The organism is Roseateles chitinivorans (assembly GCF_002761755.1).
Classification (GTDB): Bacteria; Pseudomonadota; Gammaproteobacteria; order Burkholderiales; family Burkholderiaceae_C; genus Roseateles; species Roseateles chitinivorans.
On the sequence record NZ_PEOG01000007.1, the window covers coordinates 138,593 to 160,703 of the forward strand.

Sequence of the window (22,111 nt, forward strand, 5' to 3'; positions counted from 1 at the left end):
GCGGCGGTGATCCGATCGAGGAGGACGCCGTGCAGGGCGGAAACCGGAGCGGGGCAGCGTGCGCGCATGGGACGTCGGGACCTCGATGGCTAGTGCTTGAACTTCGCCGCGGCGTCGGGATCGATGTCCACGTACTCCCACCAGTTCAACCAGAACTGCGGCCGGCGATAGCCGATCAGCTGCGGCTGGGCGATGTCGGTGATGAAGCGATGGCCGCGGTACTTGTAGGGCATGTAGGCGGTCGCATAGCGCTTGGTCTCGTCGAAGATCCGGTTGCGCTCCGGCCCGTCGGGCAGGTGCGAAGCCTCCTCGTAGAGCTTGTCGACGGCCGGCAGCCGGAAGCGGGCGTAGTTCTGCGCGCCGATCTGGCCGCTGTACATCCGCGCCAGCGAGTCCTGTCCGTCCGGCTTGGAGGCCGAGGTGGCCAGCGCCCAGACCTGGTACCTGCCGGCGCGCAAGGCCTTCAGGTTCTCCGGCCACTTGGCCGGCTTGTAGGCGATGCGCAGGCCGATCGCATTGAGGTTCTTCTGGTAGATCTCGTCGATCTGGCGCTGGAACTGCTCCGGCGTGGTCAGGCTCTCCAGCACCAGCGGGCGCCCATCGGGCAGGTCGCGCCAGCCGTCGCCGTCCTTGTCGACATAGCCGTACATGTCCAGCAGCGCCTTGGCACGCGCCGGGTCGAAGCTGCTCATGTCGCTCTTGAACGCCGGGTCGTAGCCGGTCGTGCCCGGCATGTAGAGCGACTGCGCCGGCGCCGCCTGCCCGCGGCGCACCAGGCGCAACTCGCGGTCGACGTCCATCGCCAGCGAGATCGCCCGGCGCAGCGCGATCTTGTCCGGCGTGTAGCCGCCCACCAGCGGGTCCTCCATGTTGAAGACGGTGAACAGCACGTCCGACGCCACCGTCCGGTACGCGTGCTTGCCCTGCTTCTCGAGGTTGGGGGCCAGCTTGCCGTTGGGCATCGCCTGGGAGATGAAGTCCTCCGGCGTGCGCTCGATGAAGTCGTACTCGCCATTGAGGAAGGACAGCCAGCGCGGCTGGTTCTCCTCGATGATGCCGATCTCGACGCGGTCGATCATCGGCAGGCGCCGGCCCTTGAAGCGCGCCTTGAGCGCCTGGCCCTCCGCATCGTCCGGCGCGGGATCGACCTCCTGGTCGTAGAAGCGCTCGCGGTAATGCGGGTTGCGCTCCAGCACCATCAGCGAGCTGCGCCGCCACTGCTTGAGCACGAAGGGCCCGGTGCCCACCGGATGCGCCATCGAGTCACCGGGATAGGCCTCGATCACCTCGCGCGCGACCGCGCCATACAGATCGCCCTGCGCGAAGACCTCCATCAGCCGCGGCCGCGTCTCCTTCGTGCGGAACTGCAGCGTGTAGCGGTCCAGCGCACGCAGGCCCTCGATCGGCTTGTCGTAGTCGAAGGGCCGGCCCGCCTTGCGCACCTGCTGGTGGTACTCGTTGAGGCCGACCAGCTCCAGGTCCTCGACCTCGCTCCACGCCGGCGAGGCCACCGCCGGATCGGCGAAGCGCTTGATCGAGTACACATAGTCCTCGGCCGTCAGCTCCCGGCGCTTGCCCTTGAAGGCCGGATCGTCGGTGAAGTAGATCCCCGGGCGCAGCTTCACCGTCCACAGCTTGTAGTCGTCGGCGGACTCCGGCATGGCCGCGGCGGTCAGCGGCTTCATCCGCGCGGGACGCGCCAGTTGGTCGTAGGTGTAGAGCCCTTCGAACATGTGGGGCGTGACCATGCGCGAATAGAGATCGGAGATCTTGGCCGGATCGAAGCCGGTCTCGGCGACGCGGAAGGCATAGCGCAGCACCTTCGGCGCCGAGGCCGAGGCGGCGGACGCGGCGGGCAGGCTCGCGCCGTCCGCCGCCTGCGCGGCGCCCAGGCCCACGAGCGCCAGCAGGGACGCGAGGACGGCCCCGCGCAGGTTCGGGAGAAGGCGGCGGGCGCGGATCATCGTCATGTCGGCGAGGTGGGTCGTCGAAGCGCTCAGGGCTTCTTCTTCACATGGGCCTTGGCCAGCACGTCGGTGTCGATGTCGACGAACGTGTAGAAGTCGCGCTGGTAGAGGTTCTTGTCGTAGCCGAGCACCCAGGGCTGGGTGATGTCGGTGTAGATGCGGTGCACCTCGACCTTGTAGGGCATGTAGGCGGTCAGCAGCCGCTGCGCGTCCTGCATCACCGCAACGCGCTCGGGACCGTCGGCCATCGAATGCTGCTTGCGGTACAGCGCGTTGAACTCGGGCAGGTCGAAGCGGGCCTTGTTGGACTGTCCCTTGCTGCCGCCATAGGCCAGGCCCAGGAAGTTCTCGCCGTCGGGAATGTCGGCGCTCCAGCCCATGCCCCACATCTGCAGCTTGCCCGCGTTGGCCGCCTTCAGGTTCTCCGGCCACTTGGCGATCTTGAACCTGATGCGCACCTTCAGCGCGTCCATGTCCTTCTGCCAGAGCTCCACCAGCTGACGGTTGCGGCCGTCGGGCTGGGTCGCGTACTCCAGCACCAGGGGGCTGCCGTCGGGCAGGTCGCGCCAGCCGTCGCCGTCCTTGTCGACATAGCCGTACAGGTCCAGCAGCGCCTTGGCGCGGGCCGGGTCGTACTGGCTCATCTCGGTCTTGAAGGCCTTGTCGTAGCCGGTCACGCCCGGCGAGATGATGCCCTGGGCCGGAATCGCCTGACCCTTGCGGGGCAGGCGGACCTGGCGCTCGACATCCACGCCCAGCGCGATCGCGCGCCGCAGCGCGATCTTCTCGGGCGTGTAGCCGCCGACGACCGGATCCTCCATGTTGAAGTAGGAGGCCGAGATGTCGGCGCGCTCGTAGCGGATCGCCCGCATGCCTTCCTTGGCCAGGTTGGGCGCGATCTTGTTCTGCGGAATGGCGACCGGTGCGAAGTCCTCCGGCAGCTCATCCATGAAGTCGAATTCCTTGCGCAGGAAGGCGAGCCAGCGCGGCTGGCTTTCCTCGATCACCGAGATCTCGACGCGGTCCACCATCGGCAGCTTGCGGCCCTGCAGCTTCTTGACGGCCTCGACCAGCGCGGCCGGGCGGTCCGGGCCGACTTCCTCGTGATAGCGCATCTCGCGGAAGTTCGGGTTCTTCTCCAGCACCATGCGCGAGGAGCGGCGCCATTCGGCCAGGCGCCAGGCGCCGGTGCCCACCGGGTGCTCCATGATGCGGTCGCCGTAGGCCTCGACGACCTCGCGGGCCATGAGCCCCACCATCGGATCGGCGAAGTGGTAGAGGAAGCGCGGATCGCTGTGGGCGACGCGGATCTCGACCGTGTAGCGGTCCAGCGCGCGCAGGCCCTCGACCGGCCGCGCATAGTCGAACGGCGTCTTGTTCTTCAGCGCCTCGGCGCGCACTTCGGACAGGCCGAGGATCTTCGCGCCCTCCAGCCGATAGAGGTGGCCGCTCTTGTTGCGCGGGTCGTAGTGGCGCTTGACGGTGTAGACCAGGTCCTCGGCCACCAGCTCGCGCTTCTTGCCGTTGAAGGCCGGATCGTCGGCGAAGTAGATGCCGGGCTTGATCTTGAAGACGAAGCGCTTGTGGTCGTCGAAGACCTCCGGCAGCCCGTCGGTGATGTTGGGCTCGAGCCGATAGGGGCGACCCAGGTAGCTGTAGCGCAGCGGCGCGTCGAAGATGCCCGAGGTCACGTTGCGCGAGTAGAGGTCGGTGACCTGCACCGGATCGAAGCCGGTCTCCGCCGCGCGGATCGAATAGCGCAGCACCTTGGGCGCGGGTGTCGTGGCCGCCGGGTCGGCGGCGCGGGCGGTCGACGGGATCACCGCGAACATCGCCAGGGCCGCGAGGGATGCCGAAAGTAAGAGCGCCTGGGATTGTGTCCCGGCCATGCCGCGTCGCATCTGGAAGCCGTCCTCGAATTCGAAAGCGCGCCAGTCTAGTGGGCGATGTCCGCGCCCGCCATGCCAACAACCCCGAGAGCCGCGCGAGCCCCGTGGGCAAGGGCGCTCTGCGGATGGATACGCCTGCTTCCACGAGCGTGCTTCATCAGTTTTCTTCGATGGATTCAGGGCAAATGCCGGGGCGGCGGCGGAAGGCGCTCACGTAGACTCGCGCGTGATTTTTCGACCCGCAGGCCCCGGCCGTCACAAGCGTCCGGGGTTTGTCTTTATCGGTCGCCGGACGCTCGCGCGATCCCGGCGGCGCTTGCTTGGAGTCCCGCGGTCATGGCGGCATATCTCATCAGGCGCCTGTGGCAAATGATCCCCACGCTGTTGGGCGTCGTGCTGCTGGTGTTCTTCCTCTTCAAATGGTTTGGCGGCGATCCCGCCGAAGTGCTGGGCGGCCTGAACGCCAGCCAGGACCAGATCCAAGCCATCCGCGAGCAGCTCGGCCTGAACAAGCCGGTGTGGGAGCAGCTGCTGATCTTCCTGCAGCAGATCGTGACCTTCGACTGGGGCAAGAGCTGGGCGACCAACGAGTCGGTGGCCAACCTCTTCGCCACCCGCATGCCGGCGACGCTGACGGTGATGCTGCCGATCCTGGTGCTGGAAGTGATCCTGGCGATCCCGTTCGCGCTGGCCGTGGCCTACATGCGCGGCAGCCTGACGGACCGCGCGGTGATGATCCTGACGACGGTGGCGGTGTCGATCTCGCTGCTGGTCTACGTGATCGTCGCGCAGTACGTCTTCGCCTTCCGCCTGGGCTGGTTCCCGGTGCAGGGCTGGAGCGACTCGCTGTGGACCAACCTCACGACCTACGCGCCGCTGCCGGTGCTGGTCGCGGTGGCGGTGGCGCTCTCGCCCTACACGCGCCTGTACCGCACCTTCTTCCTCGACGAGATCGGCCATGAATACGTCCGCACCGCGCGCGCCAAGGGCCTGACCGAGAAGACCATCCTGCTCAAGCATGTGCTGCGCAACGCGATGATCCCGATCATGACCAACATCTCGGTGGCGCTGCCCGGCGTGTTCGTCGGCTCCTTCCTGCTGGAGGTCTTCTTCTCGATCCCGGGCCTGGGCCGCGAGATCCTGCTGGCGGTCAACCGCAACGACTATCCGGTGATCCAGGCGTTCGCGATCTACATCGCCGCGCTGACGATGGTGGTGAACCTCGTCACCGACCTCCTCTACAAGCTGGTTGACCCCCGGGTGGTCCTCAAATGAGCGCAGTGCTGTCCAACCAGGCCGCGGTCGCGGCGCCGAAGCGCTCGCAGAGCGTGTGGGCCGCTTCTTGGCGGCGCCTGAAGTCCGACAAGGTCGGCGTGTTCTCGATGGTGGTGGTGGCGCTGTCGCTGCTGCTGGTGCTGGCCGCCGGCCTGGGCCTGGTGGCCCGCGACTGGCAGAAGGAGACCGGCGTGCCGAATGCGCCGCCGACCTTCATGGGTCCCGCGCCTGCCGAGGCCGCCGGCGCGATCGCCCAGCCCAAGGGGCCGAACGTCGACCTCAGCGACATCGACCCGCTCGCGCCCAAGTACGCCGAATGGGCCGAACGGGCCAAGCAGTACAAGACCGACGAGGCGCCGCGCGCCCAGACGCTGGCCTTCGGCGCGGACCGGCTGGGCCGCGACGTGCTGGCCAAGGCGATCAAGGGCGCCGAGATCTCGATCATGGTGGGCGTGCTCGCCGCGCTGGTGGCCACGATCATCGGCACCGTGCTGGGCGCGCTGTCGGGCTTCTACGGCGGCAAGGTCGGCGACTTCCTGGAATGGGTCTACAACGTCTTCACGGCGATGCCCAACATCCTGCTGATCTTCGCGTTCGCCGTCGTCTTCGGCCGTGGCGTGCTGCCGGTGGTGATGATCCTGGGCCTGGCCGGCTGGACCGGCATCTACCGCCTGGTGCGCGCCGAGTTCATGAAGCACTCGGTGCGGGAGTACGTGCGCAGTGCCGAGGCGATCGGCGCCAGCCGCAGCTCGCGCATGTTCAAGCACATCCTGCCCAATGTCTCGCATGTGGCGCTGGTGCAGCTGTCGCTGCATGTGGTGGGCTTCATCAAGAGCGAGGTCATCCTGTCCTACCTCGGCCTGGGCGTGAGCGTGGACCAGGTGTCCTGGGGCACGATGCTGGCGGAAGCCCAGAGCGAGCTGATCCTGGGCTACTGGTGGCAGCTGGCCGCGGTGACCGGCTTCATGGCGGTGTTCGTCACCGCGTTCGCCCTCTTCACGGATGCGCTGCGCGATGCGCTCGATCCGAAACTTCGCGGTCTGGAGTAACGCCATGCTGTTGAGCATTCAAGACCTGAAGGTCGCCTTCCGCATGGGCAAGACGGGCGGCGTGATGCAGCGCCAGCTCGCCGTCAAGGGCGTCAGCTTCGACATCCCCGAGAACAGCACCGTCGCACTGGTGGGCGAGTCCGGCTCGGGCAAGAGCGTAACGGCGATGTCCATCCTCAACCTGCTGCCGGACAACGCCGAGCGCAGCGGCGCGATCCTGTTCCAGGGGCGCGACCTGCTGAAGACCTCGCTGCGGGAGCTGCAGTCGGTGCGCGGCCGCGAGATCGCCTGCGTGTTCCAGGACCCGATGAGCTCGCTCAATCCGGTGTTCCCGGTCGCGGACCAGATCATGGAGCCGCTGATCAAGCACCTGGGCATGAGCCGCCGCCAGGCGCTGGTGCGCGCCGAGGAGCTGCTCAACGAGGTCGGCATCCCCGATCCGAAGCGCCGGCTCAAGAGCTATCCGCATGAGATGTCCGGCGGCCAGCAGCAGCGCGTGATGATCGCGGTGGCGCTGGCCTGCAATCCCAAGCTGCTGATCGCCGACGAGCCGACCACCGCCCTGGACGTGACCATCCAGCGCCAGGTGATGGAGCTGATGGCCAGGCTCAAGGACACGCACAAGATGAGCATGCTGTTCATCTCGCACGACCTGGGCGTGGTGGGCGAGATCGCCGACCAGGTCGTCGTCATGCGCCATGGCGAGATCCGCGAGAAGGCGCCGGTGGCCGACATCTTCCATAGCCCCCAGGACGCCTACACCAAGGCGCTGCTGGCCTGCCGGCCGTCGCTGACGGAGAACCCGGCGCGGCTGATGGTCATCGACGACCACATCGCCGGACGTTCGGCCCAGGGTGCAGGCAAGGCCAAGGATCCGGCCGCGCCGGTGATCCTGGAGGTCAAGGGCCTGCGCAAGAGCTTCTTCTTCAAGTCGGGCCTGTTCGGCAAGACCGAGTTCAAGGCGGTCAAGGGCGTGGACTTCCAGCTGCGCAAGGGCCACACGCTGGGTGTGGTGGGGGAGTCCGGCTCCGGCAAGACCACGATGGGCCTGACGCTGCTGCGCCTGCACGAGCCCACCGGCGGCGAGGTGCTCTTCGAGGGCAAGGACCTGCTGAAGATGACGGGCGCGGACTGGCAGAAGATGCGCCGCCGGATCCAGGTGGTCTTCCAGAACCCGTATGCGTCGCTGAACCCGCGCTTCACCATCTCGCAGACGCTGCTGGAGCCGATGGAGATCCACGGCATCGGCGCCAGCCACGACGAGCGCCTGGCCACCGCCAGCGCGCTGCTGCGCAAGGTCGGGCTGGACGAGACGGCGCTGCACAAGTACCCGCACGAGTTCTCCGGCGGCCAGCGCCAGCGCATCGCGATCGCACGCTGCCTGACGCTCAAGCCCGAGGTGCTGGTGCTGGACGAGGCGGTGTCGGCGCTGGACGTGTCGGTCCAGGCCCAGGTGCTGAACCTGCTCAAGGACTTGCAGGACGAGTTCGGCCTGAGCTACATCTTCATCAGCCACGACCTGGCGGTGGTGAAGTTCATCTCCGACGAGGTGCTGGTGATGCAGCACGGCGACGTGGTGGAGCAGAACGACGCCCGCGCGCTGCTCCTGGCGCCGAAGCAGGAATACACCAGGCGCCTGCTGGGCGCCGTGCCGCGCGGCTACCAGGGCGCCGAGCCGGCCGCCAGCGTCGCCTGACGCCGCCCGCAACGGGGAACGCGTCGATCCCTGCACCAAAAGGGAACTTTGCACAATCGCGAAGTCCAGGTCCCTCGCTCGCGCGGGGGACCTCCTGCTCCCTGGCGAAGCGGTGGCTAGAATGGCCAGCAAGTTTTGTGCCGTCAGGATCCCCCCATGTCGCTTCGTCGCCCCTTGCTGTTGTCGAGCGCGCTCGCGCTGGCCCTCGCCGCGCCCTGGGCGCAGGCGTCCAAGGACGACCGGGCGAAGCCGCTGAACCTGGTTTTCGACCGGGAAGGCGCGATCGACAAGGTCAAGCAGCGTTCCGAATTCAACGGCAACGTGATCATGACCAAGGGCTCGATGGAGCTGCGCGCCGAGCGCATGGACGTCCAGGAGACCAGCGACGGCTACTACCAGGCCTACGCCAACGGCACTTCCGCCAAGCAGGTCCATTTCCGCCAGGACCGTGACACCCCGGGCGAGCGCATCGAAGGCCGCGCCGACCAGATCGAATACGACACCCGCACCGAGACCATCCGCCTGGTCGGCAATGCCGAGGCGCGGGTGATGCAGGGCGACCAGCTCAAGCAGGCGCTGTCCGGCGCCACGCTGAACTACGACAACCGCACCGAGCGCCTGGTCGTCGAGACCGGCGCCGCCTCGCCGCACCCCAGCGGCCGCGGGCGCGTCGTGCTGATGCCGCGCAATGCCGCGAGCGAACCGCCGCCCGCCAGCAGCGCCCCGCTGCCGCTGCGCCCCAGCATCAACCTGACGCCCCGCCAGTCGCCCCAGCAATGACCGAAGCCCGCACGAACACCTCCCGGAGCCGCCTGCAGGCCTGGGGGCTGCAGAAGTCTTACGGCGTCAGGAAGGTGGTCAAGGACGTCCACCTGGACCTGCACAGCGGCGAGGTGATCGGCCTGCTGGGCCCCAACGGCGCCGGCAAGACGACCAGCTTCTACATGATCGTCGGCCTGGTCCGCGCCGATGCCGGCGAGATCCAGATCGACGGCCGGCCGGTGCAGACCCTGCCGATCCATCAGCGCTCGCGCATGGGGCTGAGCTACCTGCCCCAGGAAGCGTCGATCTTCCGCAAGCTCAATGTCGAGGAGAACATCCGCGCCGTGCTCGAGCTGCAGCTCGACGACAAGGGCAAGGCCTGGTCGTCCGCACGCATCGACGCGGAGCTGGACAAGCTGCTCAACGAGCTCTCGATCGAGAAGCTGCGCGACACGCCCGCGCCGGCGCTGTCCGGCGGCGAACGCCGCCGCGTCGAGATCGCCCGTGCGCTGGCCACGCAGCCGCGCTTCATCCTGCTGGACGAGCCTTTCGCCGGCGTGGACCCGATCGCGGTGCTGGAGATCCAGCGGATCATCCGCTTCCTGAAGCAGCGCGGCATCGGCGTGCTGATCACCGACCACAACGTGCGCGAGACGCTGGGCATCTGCGACCGCGCGTACATCATCAGCGAGGGGGCGGTGCTCGCCGAAGGCACGCCCCAGCACATCGTCGAGCACCAGGACGTGCGCAGGGTCTACCTCGGCGAACACTTCAAGATGTAGGGCCGGAGCCGACATGAGGCCGACGCTACAGGTTCGCCTGTCCCAGCATCTCGCGCTGACGCCTCAGCTGCAGCAGTCCATCCGTCTGCTGCAGCTGTCGACGCTGGAGCTGCACCAGGAAGTGGAGCAGATGCTCGCCAGCAATCCGCTGCTGGAGACCGACGAGGAATTCGACGCCCCCCTGCCGACCGCCACGCAGGAGCGCCTGACCGAGCGCGAGGAGCGCGAGGAACGCGTCGCGCAGACCGAGTCCGAGGCGCCGTCCGGCGACGCCCCTGCCGGCGAGGAGATGCGGGCGGAAGAATTCGGCACCACCGAACGCGACGACTGGGAGAACGGCACCGAGGGCGACGACTTCGACGGCATCCGCGAGACGCCGGGCAGCGCCGCCTCGTCCACCGGGGACGACGACGAGCGCCCCGAGACCGAGGCGCCATCGGAATCGCTGCAGGATGTGCTGCGCGCGCAGATTCCCGGCATGAACCTGAGCGCGGTGGACCGCGCGGCGCTGCTGGCACTGATCGAGTCGCTGAACGAGGACGGCTACCTCGAGGATCCGCTCGAGGAACTGGTCGCCGCGATCCTCGGCGAGGAGGCCGATGCGGAGCAGCGCGAGGAACTGCTGGACCGCTTCAAGGTGGCGCTCAAGTGGCTGCAGTCGATGGAGCCGTCGGGCGTGGGCGCGCGTGATCTGGCCGAATGCCTGGAACTGCAGCTGCGCACGCTGCCGCGCTCGCCGGAACAGGCGCTGGCGGTGGTGGTCTGCCGGCGTCACCTGGACCTGCTGGCCAAGCGCGACTGGCGCCGACTGATGTCGCTGACCGGCGCCGACGAGGAACTGCTGCGCGACGCGCAATCGCTGATCGCCGGCCTGGAGCCCAAGCCCGGCCGCCGCTATGCGCAGAGCGACAACCGACCCGTCATCCCGGACGTGATCGTGCAGAAGGCCGGCCGCAATTTCCGCGTCTCGATCAATCCGGATGTGCTGCCCAAGCTGCGCATCAATGAGCTGTATGCGCAGGCTCTGCGCGCGACGCGCGGCGGCGTCAGCAACTCGCCGCTGGGCGGTCAGTTGCAGGAGGCGCGCTGGTTCATCAAGAACATCCAGCAGCGCTTCGACACCATCCAGCGCGTCAGCGAGGCGATCGTCGAGCGCCAGCGCGGCTTCTTCACCCATGGCGAACTGGCGATGAAGCCGCTGGTGCTGCGCGAGATCGCCGATGAGCTGGGGCTGCACGAATCGACCATCTCGCGGGTCACGACGGCCAAGTACATGGCCACGCCGTGGGGCACCTTCGAGCTGAAGTACTTCTTCGGCTCCAGCCTGTCGACCGAGGCCGGCGGCAATGCGTCGAGCACGGCGGTGCGGGCGCTGATCAAGCAGTTCATCGCCGCCGAGGACGCGACCAGCCCGCTCTCGGACAGCCAGCTCTCGACGATGCTCGGCGAGCAGGGCATCACCGTCGCGCGTCGCACCGTCGCCAAGTACCGCGAGGCCCTCAAGCTCGCGCCGGCCAACCTGCGCAAGTCGCGCTGAAGCACGGCCACGGCCGCCGGCCCTCACCCCTGTCCTCTCCCGCACCATGTCCGACTCCGCCTACCACCTGTTCCTGCCCTGCGCCGCCGGCGTCGAAGACTGGCTGGAGGCGGAGGTCCGCGAGATCCTCGGCCCGGACGAATGCCTGGACGGCCCGAAGGCTTTCCGCGGCGGTGTCGGCCTGTACGGCACGCTGGGCGCGGTGATGCGGTTGAACCTGCACAGCCGGCTCGCGCAGCGGGTGCTGATCGAAGTGGCGCGCGAGGAATACCGCCACGAGGACGACATCTATGCGATCGCGCGCACCGTCGACTGGACGCGCTGGATCACGCCGCGGCAGACGCTGAGGGTGGACACGACGGCGCAGCGTTCGCCGCTGCACAGCCTGAACTTCGCGACGCTGCGGGTGAAGGACGCCGTCTGCGACGTGCTGCGCGAGGACAGCGGCGAGCGGCCCAGCGTCGACACCCGCTGGCCGGACCTGCCGCTGCAACTGCACCTGACGGAGTACCTGGCGACGGTCTACGTCGACAGCTCCGGCGAATCGCTGTTCAAGCGCGGCTGGCGCGAGGACAAGGGCGATGCACCGCTGAAGGAGACGCTGGCCGCGGCGATGCTGGCAGCGGCGGGCTGGAAAGGCACGCGCGAGGCGGGCGGCGCGCTGAACGATCCGTGCTGCGGCTCGGGGACCATTCCGGTCGAGGCGGCGACCATCGCCTGCAACATCGCGCCGGGCATCCAGCGCCGCTTCGCATTCGAGAAGCTCGCGCCGTTCCAGCCGCTGCTGGCCGCCTGGCGCGCGATGAAGGAGGAGGCTCGTGCCGCGGAGCGGCCGTCCGAGGTGCCGATCTTCGCCAGCGACGTGTCGTTCCGGATGGTCGACTTCGCGCGCCGCAATGCCGAGCGCGCCGGCGTGGCGCAGTACATCCAGTTCAATGGCGGCGATGCGCTGGAGCGCCCGGCGCCGAAGCTGCCGGAGGACATGCCCGGCACGCTGATGCTGAATCCGCCGTACGGCGAGCGGATCGAGGTACGCGGCAAGGCGGGTTCGCACCGGCTGGACGGCGGCGCGCTGTCGGAGGCTCGTGACGCGGGCGATGACTTCTTCCCGCGGCTGTCGGCGCACTGGAAGCGCGCGTACACCCAGCACACTGCGGGCTGGACCGCCTGGCTGCTCTGCCCCGAGATGAAGCTGCCGAGCAAGATGCGCCTCAAGGAATCGCGCCGCATCCCGATGTGGAACGGACCGATCGAATGTCGGCTGTTCAAGTTCGAGCTGGTGGCCGGGTCGGCGCGTCGCTCAGCGGCCGACGCGGAAGAGTAAATTGGCTCGAGTCGGCCCCCTTTCGTGGGGATGCGGTCACCCCCGACGATGCGATTTCCTTTTGCTGGAGCGGCCGAGATGATCAACGCTGACCTTGGACCAGAACTGGAGGCCTACGTGCAGCAGTTGATCGACAGTGGCCGGTACTCGTCCCGGCAAGACGTGTTGAAGGAGGCCGTGCGCTTGCTCCGACAGCAGGAAGACCTGGCCGTCTTCAAGACCATGCTCGACAAGGGCATCAAGGATTCAGACGACGGCCTCGGACGTCCAGCCGACGAATTCTTCGAAGAGTTCCTCGCCGCGATTCACTCCCGTCCCAACCGGTCCTGATGCGCGTTCACCTCCTACCGGAGGCTGAACAGGACCTGATCGCCATCCACGAGTACATCGCACGGCATGACAGGCGAAGGGCCCTGGCCTTCGTCCTGTCACTGCGCGACAAGATCGAGGCGCTGTCCCACATGCCCGATGCGCATCCGTTCATCGGCCGTGGAGACGTCAGGCGGCGACTTCACGGCAGGTATGTCATCCTGTTTCGGCTCGACCTTGCGCGCAGCCGCGTCACGGTGCAACGCGTCCTGCACTCGGCCCAGGATCTCGAGAAGCTTGAATTGCTGTAGCTCGCTTCAAGCCTCGCTCAGCGCCAGCCAGCCGAGCACCGCCAGCGGCGCCGTGTCTGCACGCAGGATCCGCGGGCCAAGCTTCGCGGCACTGAAGCCTCGCGCACGCGCCGACTGCTCCTCGGCCTCGCTCAGCCCGCCTTCGGGACCGCTCAGCACCGTGATGGGCTGTGCATCGCTCGATGGGGACATCAGCACCGACATCGGCTGCGCCGCCACCGGACTCAGCAGCCACCGCTGCTCGCCGGCGTCGGAGGGCAACTCCGCCAACCACGCCGCCAGCGTCTTCACCGGGGCCACCTGCAGCGGCCTCGACCGTCCGCACTGCTCGGCCGCCGCGATCGCGACGCCCTGCCAATGCGCCCGCTTCTTCTCCGCGCGATCGCCCTGCAGCCGCAGCACCGAGCGTTCGCTCATCAGCGGCTGGATCGCCACCGCGCCCAGCTCGCAGGCCTTCTCGACGATGCCATCCATGCGGTCGTTGGCCGGCATCACGACGGCCAGCGTCACCGCGCGCTTCATCTCGCGATCGACCGGCTGCCGGGACTTCAACGCCACCCGGACCTCGCTGCGGCCCATCGCCGTCACCGCGGCGGTCCACTCGTCCCCGCTGCCATCGAACAGGGTGACCTCATCGCCGGGCTGCAGCCGCAGCACCTGGACATGGCGTGCCGCACCCGGCGGCAGCGCCAGTTCAGCCGCGAGCGCGATCGCACCCAGCGGCTGCTCGACAAACAACCTCGCCGCCAAGCCTCACCCCTTGAGCTTTTGCACCCAGGCGGCGAAGGCGGTCATGACCTTGCGCAGGAAAGCTTCCGTCTCTGGCTTCGCGAGACTGCCGTCGTCCTTGAACATCTCGCCAGCGCCGCCGAGGTACACCTCCGGCGACGGCAGCACCGGCGCATTCAGGCAGGCCAGCACCTGGCGCAGGTGGTGATGGGCGCCGAAGCCGCCCAGAGCGCCAGGCGACAGCGTGATCACCGCCGATGGCTTGCCGTCGAAAGCGTTGTGCCCATACGGCCGCGAGCCGACGTCCAGCGCATTCTTCAGCGCACCGGGGATCGAGCGGTTGTATTCGGGACTCACGAACAGCACGGCGTCCGCCGCCTTGATGGCGTTGCGGAACTCGATCCAGGTCGCCGGCGGTTCGGCCGCCTCGTCCTCGTTATAGAAGGGCAGTTGGCCGATCTCGACGATCTCCAGCTTCAACTCGGCCGGGGCCAGCTGCGCCAGCGCGAGGGCCAGCTTGCGGTTGAACGAGGCTTTGCGCAGGCTGCCGACGAGCACCGCGACGCGATAGGGCGAGGACATGGATGAGCTCCCAACAGAGGAAGGACCGCCCCATGGCGGTCCGGTTCAGTTGAAGCCCAGTGTCGCACGCAGTTCGTGGGCCGCGGCGTCGCCCTTGGTGGCGCGCACCCGGTCGATGATGTCCAGCGCCAGCGTCTGCAGCTGGTTCATGTCGCTGCACTGCTCGACCTCGAGCGCCAGCTTGTAGCCCTTGAGCAGCCCCTGCTGCTTGGCGAAGGTGCTCAGCGCGGCATACAGCTGCGCGTAGTCCAGCGACGAGGTCGGCACGCCGGCCAAGCGCGATGGCGCCGGCCGCGACGGCGAGGCGCCGCTCATGCGCGAGGCGGGCCCCGCGCCCATCGGCGTCGCGATCGACGCCGGCCCCATCGGCCGCGACAGCGGCGCGCCGGCGGTCGCCTTCACCAGCTGATGCTGGATCAGCTGTTCCAGATCGCCCGGCGCGGCGCCCTGCACCATCGCCAGCCATTCGGCACCGGTCTTGCTGGCATCGATCACCAGCAGCAGATTGCGGGCCACACGCGCCTGCACCAGGGCGCGCGACTTGATCTCCGCTCGCCCGGCCTCGGTCTTTTCGTAACGTTCTTCGAGCACGGCCTTGTCTCCTCCACAGGAGGGCGAACTTTAGGCGGACACGGGCGGTTTTCGCCCGCGAGCATTCCCGAAAACTGCTACCGACTGCTACTTTTTGTCGCGCAATTCACGGCGCAACACCTTGCCAACCGGCGTCTTCGGCAGTTCCGTCCGGAATTCGATGATCCGCGGCCGCTTGTAGCCGGTCAGATTGGCCTCGCAGAAGGCCTTCACATCGGCTTCGGTCAGGGCCGGGTTGCGGCGGACGATGACGACCTTCACCGCCTCGCCGGCCTTCTCATCGGGCACGCCGACGGCCGCGCATTCCAGCACGCCCGGCATCTGCGTCAGCACATCCTCGATCTCATTGGGATAGACGTTGAAACCGCTCACCAGGATCATGTCCTTCTTGCGGTCGACGATGCGGAAGAAGCCCCGCTCGTCCACGGTGCCGATGTCGCCGGTGCGGAAGTAGCCGTCGGCCGTCATGACCTTGGCGGTCTCGTCCGGCCGCTGCCAGTAGCCCGCCATCACCTGCGGCCCCCGGATCGCGATCTCGCCGGTACCGCCGGCCGGCACCTCGTTGCCGTCATCGTCCAGCAGCGTCACCTCGGTGCCCGACAGCGGCAGGCCGATCGAGCCGGTGTAGGCGGTGCTGTCGGTCGGGTTGCAGCAGGCGACCGGCGAGGTTTCCGACAGCCCGTATCCCTCGACGATCGGGCAACCCGTCTTCTCCAGCCACAGCCGCGCGGTGGCTTGCTGCACGGCCATGCCGCCGCCGACCGAGATCACCAGCCCGCTCCAGTCCACCGTGTTGAACTGCGCATGGTTGGCCATCGCCATGAAGAGCGTGTTGACCGCCGGCAGGCTGTGGATCTTGTGGTGGCTCAGTTCCTTGAACACGGCCGGCAGGTCCCGCGGATTGGGGATCAGCACGTTGCAGCCGCCCACCCGCATCGACAGCATCAGATTCGTGGTGAAACCGAAGATGTGATACAGCGGCAGCGCGCAGACGCTCATCAGCTGCTCGTCGGCCGGCTTCTTCTTCAGCGCGGGCTGATACCAGGCTTCGCACTGCAGCGTGTTGGCCACCAGATTGCGATGCAGCAGCACCGCGCCCTTGGACACCCCGGTCGTGCCGCCGGTGTACTGCAGCACGGCGATGTCGTTGGGCCCCACCGTCGGGCGCTTGTAGCTCTGGCTGCGACCCTTGGCGACGGCATCGTTGAAGCGCACCGCCGACGGCAGCTCGAAAGCCGGCACCAGCTTCTTGACCTTGCGCACGACGTAGTTGACGACCATGCCCTTGGCGAAGCCCAGCATGTCGCCCATCGCCGCCAGCACGATGTGCTTGGTGGGGACGCTCGTGAGGACCTGCTGCAGCGTGGCGGCGAAGTTCTCGATGATGACGATCGCCTTGGCGCCGGCGTCCTTGAGCTGGTGCTCCAGTTCGCGCGGCGTGTACAGCGGATTGACGTTGACCACGACGAAGCCGGCGCGCAGCACGGCCGCGACAGCGACCGGGTATTGCGGCACGTTCGGCATCATGATCGCGACGCGATCGCCCTTTTCCAGGCCCAGCCCCTGCAGGTAGGCGGCCAGCGCGCGCGAGGCCTCGTCGATCTGCGCGAAGCTGATCGAACGGCCCAGCATCTTGTAGGCGGCGCGCTCGGGAAACTGCTTGAACGCTGTCTCCATCAGCTCCACCAGCGAGGGATAGACATCCGCATCGATCTCGGCGGGCACCCCGGCCGGATAGTGCTTCAGCCAGTTCTTCTCCATTGTTCTGTCTCCAAGGTACGGCGCGGATTCTCGCTGATCGCCATGCGCCCCCCATCAGGGGATTCGATAGAGCGCACAAAGTGGAGAGATGACTCCAGAACGCACCGGGAACGGGCGCGATCGGAGGCGATCGCACGCCGATGTCTAAGGGTCCAGGCGCAACGGCAGCCGCAGCAGCAGTTCGGTGCCGCCCTCGACGGCGACCTCCTCGGGGGCGCGCCAGTCGATCGCGGCGGAGATCCGTTCGGCCCGGCGGCGCATGCCGCGCAGGCCATTGCCCTGGCGCAGGTCGGCAGCCATGCCGCGGCCGTTGTCGACGATGGAGAGCAAGACCTGGCCCTGGGCCTCGTCCACCCGGGTCGAGAAGCGGACCCGTGTCGCGCCGGCATGGTGAATGATGTTGCTCAGCGCCTCCTGCACGATCCGGATCAACTCGCGGCCACCGGTGCCGCGCAGCGTGGGCAACAGCGGGACGTCGGTCAATTGCCAGTCCAGTTCCAGGCCCGCGTCCTGCAAGCGCGGCGCCATCCGGTGCCGCAGGTTCGCCAGCAGCAGCGTCAGGTCGCCGTCGGTGACCGCGAGCGCGTCGACGGTCAGGCGCATCTCGCGAATGCAGTCGTCGAGCAAGCCCACCAGGGTCTGCGACGGCACGCCGCGATCGGCGCACAACCTCGCGGTCACGAGCTGCGAGCCCAGGCCGTCGTGCATCTCCTGCAGCAGGCGCTCCCGCTCCTGGGCGGCGGTGCGCTGGCGCTCGCTGTCCTGCAGGTCCTCCCAGCGGTCGCGCAGCTCGCGGGTGCGTTCGTCCAGGGCCTGCTCGAGCCGCACCCGCGCGAGCGCCTGGTCACGCAGCGAGCCGACGAAACGCCGCTGCAGCGCCACGCCCGCCATCGCGATCAGCACGCCGTGGCCAACGACGTTGATGTCGACGACGCTCATCTGTTCCGAGCGGACCAGCGCGAACCAGCTGACGTAGAGCCAGACCCAGCCCGACAGCAGCACCGCGCAGGCCCCGGCGAGGGGCGCGCGGCGGGACGACCCCAGCGCCGCGCGCGCGGCGAGCCAGGCGGCCGCGGCCAGCACGACGGTCCGGCTGCCGAGCGCCCACCAGGGCCAGGGATGATGGAAATCGGTCCAGCTCCAGCCGAGGAAGGCGGCGGCGCCGTCGATCACCGCGCCCAGGCCCAGGTAGGCGGCGGCCATCTTCTCAGCCCAGCGGGCGGGCAGTCCCGAGAGCCGCGCCACCAGGAACAGCAGCAGCGCCTTCGACAGCACGTCGGCCAGATCGAGCGTCACCCGCCACCACGGCGGCGGGAACAGCGCGCCGTTGAGCAGGTAGGGCGACAGCAGCAAGGCGGTGCAGAGGCAGAACACGCCGGTTACGCCATAGAGCCATTCCTGGCGCAATGCCAGCCAGACCATCAGCATGAAGGCGCCGATGACGAGTCCGGCCAACGCCGTGGTCACGCGCAGCACCTGCCAGAAACGACGGCCCTCCTGCAGCATCCGGATCTGTGCGGCCGGACCGATCAAGGGCGCGGACAAGCCGGCGCCTTCGAATCCCGGGCGGGCCAGGCGCAGGCTGAGCCGGTGATCACCGGCCGGCAGCAGGGCCGGCGGGATGCTGACCTGCAGCCGCCGGCCCGCAAGCAGCAGGCCGCGCTGGGCGAGGTCGTCCTCGTCCTCCGCCGCAAAGCCGGCGCCCGGCCCGGAATGGGCGATCAGTTGGCCATCCAGGTAGACGGACGCGGCGGGCCGGTGCTGGATCACCAGCCAGTACGGCGCCTGAGCCGCTTCAGGCAGCCGGAAATCGAGCGCGAACCACAGCGGGCCAGGCGCATCGGTCTCATGGATCTGGACCGGCAGCGCCACCACATGGCCAGGCGCGAGCGGCACCACCGGCGTGGTGGGCGCGGTCGACGGCATCGGCGTGGGCGTGACCGTCGGTCCCAGCGGGCGGGACACGACGGCCGAGGGTTCCGGCAGACGGCTGCGCGGCAGCGCGCCGGGGACCTGCGCGGGATCGCGTGCGTCGCCGGGCAGCAAACGGGCCTCGGTCAGGCGCAGCACCTGCGGCGGCATGGCGGTGCCGTACTGCTGCGACAACACATGGGTCGCCGCCAACAACAGCAGCGGCAAGGCGACGAGCAGCACGAGCCGCCGCATCGACATCGCCGGTGCGGCCAGCCGGACATCCATCGTGCGAGTGAAGACCGCCAAGTCGCCCCCTCCGCGGCACAGCCGGCAGAACGGCGATTCCCGGGACGGGACTCGCCGCGGCCGATGCTAGGCGAAGCGATGGCGGGTGGACACCTCGGACCTAGGGGGGAAGGCCCGCCCCGTCAGATCACCGCGTGCTGCGCGTACAGGTCGAACGCGAAACGGGTCATCCCGCTCTGGTGGCCGGCGGCGTCGACCTGCTGGACGTTCACCACCACCGAGCCCGTGGCGCCTGCCGGGATGCCCATGTCCCCGGTCGAGATGGTGTCGGTGGTGCCCCCGGCATAGACCTCCTTCCCGTTGAAGTAGGCCTTCATCCACCACCTGGCCTCGGGCTCGAGGTTGGTGATCCGCAGCGTGCCGTCGAACGTGACCCGGTCGTCATCCCGTGCGCCGGTGTCGTTGACCAGCTGCAAGGTGGGCGCCACGGGCGCATGGTCGTCGATGGTGAAGTTGCGGCGGCTGATGGTGACGTTGCCCGCCTGGTCCTCGTCCCGGATGAACAGCGATTGCTTGCCCTGGCCCGGCAGCAGCGACTGCGCGATCCGGTCGCCCGCTCCCTGCTGCCAGGTCTGGCCGTCCCAGCTGTAGAACCAGCCCGGGTTGGCGGAGATGTAGATGTCGCTCGACTTGATGTGCGGCTCGGTGTGGAAGGGCCCGGCCAGCAGCGGGTCCGAGGGGAACCGGATGACCGCCTCGATCGGCGGGGTGAGGTCCACTTTCACCTCGACGTGGCTCGACGCGCCGACATTACCGGCTTCATCGGTCTGCCGCAGCCAGACCGTCCGGTCGCCCTCCTGCCCGAGGTCGCTGCCGCGCACGCCGGCGCCAGTGCCCGCCCGCCAGTTCGTGCCATCGACGCTGTACTCCCAATGCGCACCGGGTTCGAGGCCGCTGAAACGGATTTCGCCCTTCACACCCAGCCAGCCATTCGCAGGAGGGATCGGCGTCAGGATGCCCGGCGGCGTCGTGTCGACGGCGCCCGGCCCAGGATCCGACGGATCGCCGCCGCCCGGCTGTTCGGGCTTGGGCTCCTCGGGCTTGGGCTCCTCGGGCTTCGGCTGCTCCGGCTTGGGTTGCTCCGGCTTGGGCTCTTCAGGCTTGGGTTCCTCCGGCTTCGGCTCGTCGGGCTTGGGCGGCTCGGGCCTGGGCTCCTCTGGCTTGGGATTCTCTGGCTTGGGTTGGTCGGGCTGAGGCGCATCCGGCTTCGGCACGTCGGGCTTCGGCTGCTCGGGCTTGGACTCTTCAGGCTTCGGCTGCTCAGGCTTGGGCGCTTCAGGCTTCGGCCCCTCGGGCGTCGGCGTGTCCGATCCGGGCTTGGGCTTGTCCTCGGACGCCGGCGTCTGCGGCTTCGGCGGATCGATCGCCGCTGGCGGCTTCGAGTCCGTGCCCGACGCGGCGACCGAGGCGGCGCCGCCCACGCCCAGCAGGCCCAGGCCGGCAGCGAGCAGCGCGCTGTACCGGTCATCGCGCGGTGAGCCAACCCGGTCACCGCCCGGGCCCTCGGCGCTCTGCACTTCGCTGGCGGGCGGCTCGACGGGTGGCGTCGGGGCCGCATCGGTCGGCCCTGCATGCCCGGTCGGGGGCGAGGCATCGTCGAGCTCGTGGTCGGTGTCGCCAGGCACTTCGTCGTCTCGACGGCGGCGCCATGCCGGCACGCTCGCGGCGGCTGCGGCATCGACAGCGTTCCTGGCACGGGGATCGGAAGGGGATTCGCGGTTGGCGGACATGATGAACAGTACTGGAGGAAAGAACCCCGCAGTCTGTTCAAGTCAGTGCCCGCCGCCATCGACCTCGATGAGTGAAAGATGCCGTCACCTTCCACCCGAGTCCATGGTCGCCCTACTGAAATGCTGTGGGAGGCGAACGACTCATCCCGCCCGCTCGGACCGGGCGCCGCCGGACTACTCGACCGCCTTGACCATGTCCTCGACCACCTTCTTGGCGTCGCCGAAAACCATCATGGTCTTGTCCATGTAGAAGAGTTCGTTGTCCAGGCCCGCATACCCCGCCGCCATCGACCGCTTGTTGACGATGACCGTCCGCGCCTTGTACGCCTCGAGGATCGGCATGCCGAAGATCGGGCTGCCCTTCTGCAGCGCGGCGGGATTCACCACATCGTTCGCGCCGAGGATGATGGCCACGTCGGTCTGGCCGAACTCGGCGTTGATGTCTTCCATCTCGTGGACCTGGTCATAGGGAACCTCAGCCTCGGCGAGCAGCACGTTCATGTGACCCGGCATGCGGCCGGCCACCGGATGGATGGCGTACCGGACGGTGACGCCCTTCTCGATCAGCTTCTGCGCGAGCTCCTTCACCGCATGCTGCGCGCGGGCGACCGCCAGGCCGTAGCCGGGGACGATGATGACGCTCTCCGCGTTGCCGAGGATGAAGGCCGCATCGTCGGCGCTGCCGCTCTTGACGTTGCGCTGCTGGGCGGCGCCCGCGGTGGTGGCGCCCTCGGCGCCGAAGCCGCCGAGGATCACGTTGAAGAACGACCGGTTCATCGCCTTGCACATGATGTAGCTCAGGATCGCGCCCGAGCTGCCCACCAGCGAGCCCGCGATGATCAGCATGCTGTTGTTCAGCGAGAATCCGATGCCCGCCGCAGCCCAGCCGGAATAGCTGTTGAGCATGGACACGACGACCGGCATGTCGGCGCCGCCGATCGGGATGATCAGCAGCACGCCCAGCACGAAGCCCAGCAGCGCGACGAGCAGGAAATCCATCGAGCTCTGCGAATGCCAGAAGCCGAAGATGAAGAACACCGCCGCCAGGCCCAGGACCAGGTTCAGCCAGTGCTGGCCGGCGAAGGTGACCGGTGCGCCCTGGAACAGGCGGAACTTGTACTTGCCGCTGAGCTTGCCGAAAGCGATCACCGAGCCGGAGAAGGTCACCGCGCCGATGAAGCAGCCCAATGCCAGCTCGATGCGATTGCCGCCGGGGATCGGTTGATAGCGGGGCGCGATGCCGAATGCATGCGGCTCGACGACCGCGGCGACTGCGATGCAGACCGCCGCCAGGCCGATCATGCTATGCATGAAGGCCACCAGCTCCGGCATCTTGGTCATCTCGACCCGCTGCGCCATGACGGTGCCGATGCCGCCGCCGACCACCAGTCCGCCCAGGACATAGCCCAGCCCCAGGGCCTGACCGCCGGCCAGCTTGAGGATCAGCGCGCCGGTGGTGAGCACGGCGATGGTCATGCCCGCCATGCCGAAGACGTTGCCTCGGATCGAGGTCGTCGGATGCGAGAGGCCCTTGAGCGCCTGGATGAAGCAGACGCTCGCGATGAGGTACAGCAGGGTGACGAGGTTCATCGACATT

At 68.2% G+C, this 22,111-nt stretch carries 18 protein-coding genes; 9 read left to right on the top strand and 9 right to left on the bottom strand.

Translation table 11 applies throughout. The features are described 5' to 3' along the window. Positions 1-89: 89 nt before the first annotated feature. Together CS062_RS02795 and CS062_RS02800 are read right to left on the bottom strand one after the other, a co-directional pair. A complete protein-coding gene (locus tag CS062_RS02795; protein ID WP_233217883.1) occupies positions 90-1,970 on the bottom strand; it encodes an ABC transporter substrate-binding protein in 1,881 nt (626 codons plus the stop codon). Between the two features lie 26 nt (positions 1,971-1,996). Next, entirely contained in the window at positions 1,997-3,799 is a 1,803-nt protein-coding gene (locus CS062_RS02800) for an ABC transporter substrate-binding protein (protein WP_099859937.1), read from the bottom strand. 393 nt (positions 3,800-4,192) lie between these two features. On the opposite strand from CS062_RS02800, the gene CS062_RS02805 reads away from it, so the two are divergent. The 9 genes from CS062_RS02805 to CS062_RS02845 all read left to right on the top strand — a co-directional run bounded on the left by CS062_RS02805 (position 4,193) and on the right by CS062_RS02845 (position 12,901). Beyond that, complete coding sequence (locus CS062_RS02805) at positions 4,193-5,131, top strand: ABC transporter permease (RefSeq protein WP_099859938.1); 939 nt, start codon at positions 4,193-4,195, stop codon at positions 5,129-5,131. Beyond that, positions 5,128-6,180, top strand: a complete 1,053-nt coding sequence (locus CS062_RS02810; protein WP_199174155.1) for an ABC transporter permease — start codon at positions 5,128-5,130, stop codon at positions 6,178-6,180. Before CS062_RS02805 ends, CS062_RS02810 begins: the two co-directional genes overlap by 4 nt. 4 nt (positions 6,181-6,184) lie before the next feature. Continuing rightward, entirely contained in the window at positions 6,185-7,876 is a 1,692-nt protein-coding gene (locus CS062_RS02815) for an ABC transporter ATP-binding protein (RefSeq protein ID WP_099859939.1), read from the top strand. 156 nt (positions 7,877-8,032) lie between these two features. After that, a complete protein-coding gene (gene lptA / locus CS062_RS02820; RefSeq protein ID WP_099859940.1) occupies positions 8,033-8,656 on the top strand; it encodes a lipopolysaccharide transport periplasmic protein LptA in 624 nt (207 codons plus the stop codon). Beyond that, complete coding sequence (gene lptB, locus CS062_RS02825) at positions 8,653-9,420, top strand: LPS export ABC transporter ATP-binding protein (RefSeq protein ID WP_099859941.1); 768 nt, start codon at positions 8,653-8,655, stop codon at positions 9,418-9,420. The genes lptA and lptB overlap by 4 nt, the downstream gene beginning before the upstream one ends. A 13-nt stretch (positions 9,421-9,433) precedes the next feature. After that, positions 9,434-10,957 (top strand): RNA polymerase factor sigma-54, encoded by a 1,524-nt coding sequence (locus tag CS062_RS02830; protein WP_099859942.1) that lies wholly within the window; start codon positions 9,434-9,436, stop codon positions 10,955-10,957. Between the two features lie 46 nt (positions 10,958-11,003). Further along, positions 11,004-12,281, top strand: coding sequence for a THUMP domain-containing class I SAM-dependent RNA methyltransferase (locus CS062_RS02835; RefSeq protein ID WP_099859943.1), 1,278 nt, complete (start codon positions 11,004-11,006; stop codon positions 12,279-12,281). Positions 12,282-12,359: 78 nt separating this feature from the next. Next, a complete protein-coding gene (locus tag CS062_RS02840; RefSeq protein WP_099859944.1) occupies positions 12,360-12,611 on the top strand; it encodes a type II toxin-antitoxin system ParD family antitoxin in 252 nt (83 codons plus the stop codon). After that, a complete protein-coding gene (locus CS062_RS02845) occupies positions 12,611-12,901 on the top strand; it encodes a type II toxin-antitoxin system RelE/ParE family toxin (RefSeq protein WP_099859945.1) in 291 nt (96 codons plus the stop codon). The genes CS062_RS02840 and CS062_RS02845 overlap by 1 nt, the downstream gene beginning before the upstream one ends. 6 nt (positions 12,902-12,907) lie before the next feature. On the opposite strand, the gene CS062_RS02850 is transcribed toward CS062_RS02845, so the two are convergent. The 7 genes from CS062_RS02850 to CS062_RS02880 form a co-directional block, all read right to left on the bottom strand. Further along, a complete protein-coding gene (locus CS062_RS02850) occupies positions 12,908-13,639 on the bottom strand; it encodes a 16S rRNA (uracil(1498)-N(3))-methyltransferase (protein ID WP_233217884.1) in 732 nt (243 codons plus the stop codon). 15 nt (positions 13,640-13,654) lie between these two features. Continuing rightward, positions 13,655-14,212 (bottom strand): NADPH-dependent FMN reductase, encoded by a 558-nt coding sequence (locus tag CS062_RS02855; RefSeq protein ID WP_099859947.1) that lies wholly within the window; start codon positions 14,210-14,212, stop codon positions 13,655-13,657. A 45-nt stretch (positions 14,213-14,257) separates the two neighbouring features. After that, complete coding sequence (locus tag CS062_RS02860; protein ID WP_099859948.1) at positions 14,258-14,803, bottom strand: hypothetical protein; 546 nt, start codon at positions 14,801-14,803, stop codon at positions 14,258-14,260. 87 nt (positions 14,804-14,890) lie between these two features. Next, complete coding sequence (locus CS062_RS02865) at positions 14,891-16,564, bottom strand: long-chain-fatty-acid--CoA ligase (protein ID WP_099859949.1); 1,674 nt, start codon at positions 16,562-16,564, stop codon at positions 14,891-14,893. Between the two features lie 144 nt (positions 16,565-16,708). Continuing rightward, on the bottom strand, positions 16,709-18,784 hold the full coding sequence (locus tag CS062_RS02870) for a sensor histidine kinase (RefSeq protein WP_143742233.1): 2,076 nt from the start codon (positions 18,782-18,784) through the stop codon (positions 16,709-16,711). A 122-nt stretch (positions 18,785-18,906) separates the two neighbouring features. Continuing rightward, positions 18,907-20,514, bottom strand: a complete 1,608-nt coding sequence (locus tag CS062_RS26090) for a hypothetical protein (RefSeq protein WP_158238648.1) — start codon at positions 20,512-20,514, stop codon at positions 18,907-18,909. Positions 20,515-20,688: 174 nt separating this feature from the next. Further along, positions 20,689-22,110 carry an NAD(P)(+) transhydrogenase (Re/Si-specific) subunit beta gene (locus CS062_RS02880; protein ID WP_099859952.1) on the bottom strand — a complete coding sequence of 474 codons (1,422 nt, stop codon included), beginning with the start codon at positions 22,108-22,110 and terminating at the stop codon, positions 20,689-20,691. Position 22,111: the final 1 nt, after the last annotated feature.

Bases quoted from the DNA above. Each gene is read 5' to 3' on its own strand.
- CS062_RS02800 (WP_099859937.1), bottom strand. From the start codon at position 3,799: ATGTTCGCGGTGATCCCGTCGACCGCCCGCGCCGCCGACCCGGCGGCC.
- lptB (WP_099859941.1), top strand. From the start codon at position 8,653: ATGACCGAAGCCCGCACGAACACCTCCCGGAGCCGCCTGCAGGCCTGG.
- CS062_RS02880 (WP_099859952.1), bottom strand. From the start codon at position 22,110: ATGTCGATGAACCTCGTCACCCTGCTGTACCTCATCGCGAGCGTCTGC.
- CS062_RS26090 (WP_158238648.1), bottom strand. From the start codon at position 20,514: ATGTCCGCCAACCGCGAATCCCCTTCCGATCCCCGTGCCAGGAACGCT.
- CS062_RS02835 (WP_099859943.1), top strand. From the start codon at position 11,004: ATGTCCGACTCCGCCTACCACCTGTTCCTGCCCTGCGCCGCCGGCGTC.
- CS062_RS02830 (WP_099859942.1), top strand. From the start codon at position 9,434: ATGAGGCCGACGCTACAGGTTCGCCTGTCCCAGCATCTCGCGCTGACG.
- CS062_RS02840 (WP_099859944.1), top strand. From the start codon at position 12,360: ATGATCAACGCTGACCTTGGACCAGAACTGGAGGCCTACGTGCAGCAG.
- CS062_RS02810 (WP_199174155.1), top strand. From the start codon at position 5,128: ATGAGCGCAGTGCTGTCCAACCAGGCCGCGGTCGCGGCGCCGAAGCGC.
- CS062_RS02815 (WP_099859939.1), top strand. From the start codon at position 6,185: ATGCTGTTGAGCATTCAAGACCTGAAGGTCGCCTTCCGCATGGGCAAG.
- CS062_RS02865 (WP_099859949.1), bottom strand. From the start codon at position 16,564: ATGGAGAAGAACTGGCTGAAGCACTATCCGGCCGGGGTGCCCGCCGAG.
- CS062_RS02855 (WP_099859947.1), bottom strand. From the start codon at position 14,212: ATGTCCTCGCCCTATCGCGTCGCGGTGCTCGTCGGCAGCCTGCGCAAA.
- CS062_RS02845 (WP_099859945.1), top strand. From the start codon at position 12,611: ATGCGCGTTCACCTCCTACCGGAGGCTGAACAGGACCTGATCGCCATC.
- lptA (WP_099859940.1), top strand. From the start codon at position 8,033: ATGTCGCTTCGTCGCCCCTTGCTGTTGTCGAGCGCGCTCGCGCTGGCC.
- CS062_RS02795 (WP_233217883.1), bottom strand. From the start codon at position 1,970: ATGACGATGATCCGCGCCCGCCGCCTTCTCCCGAACCTGCGCGGGGCC.
- CS062_RS02805 (WP_099859938.1), top strand. From the start codon at position 4,193: ATGGCGGCATATCTCATCAGGCGCCTGTGGCAAATGATCCCCACGCTG.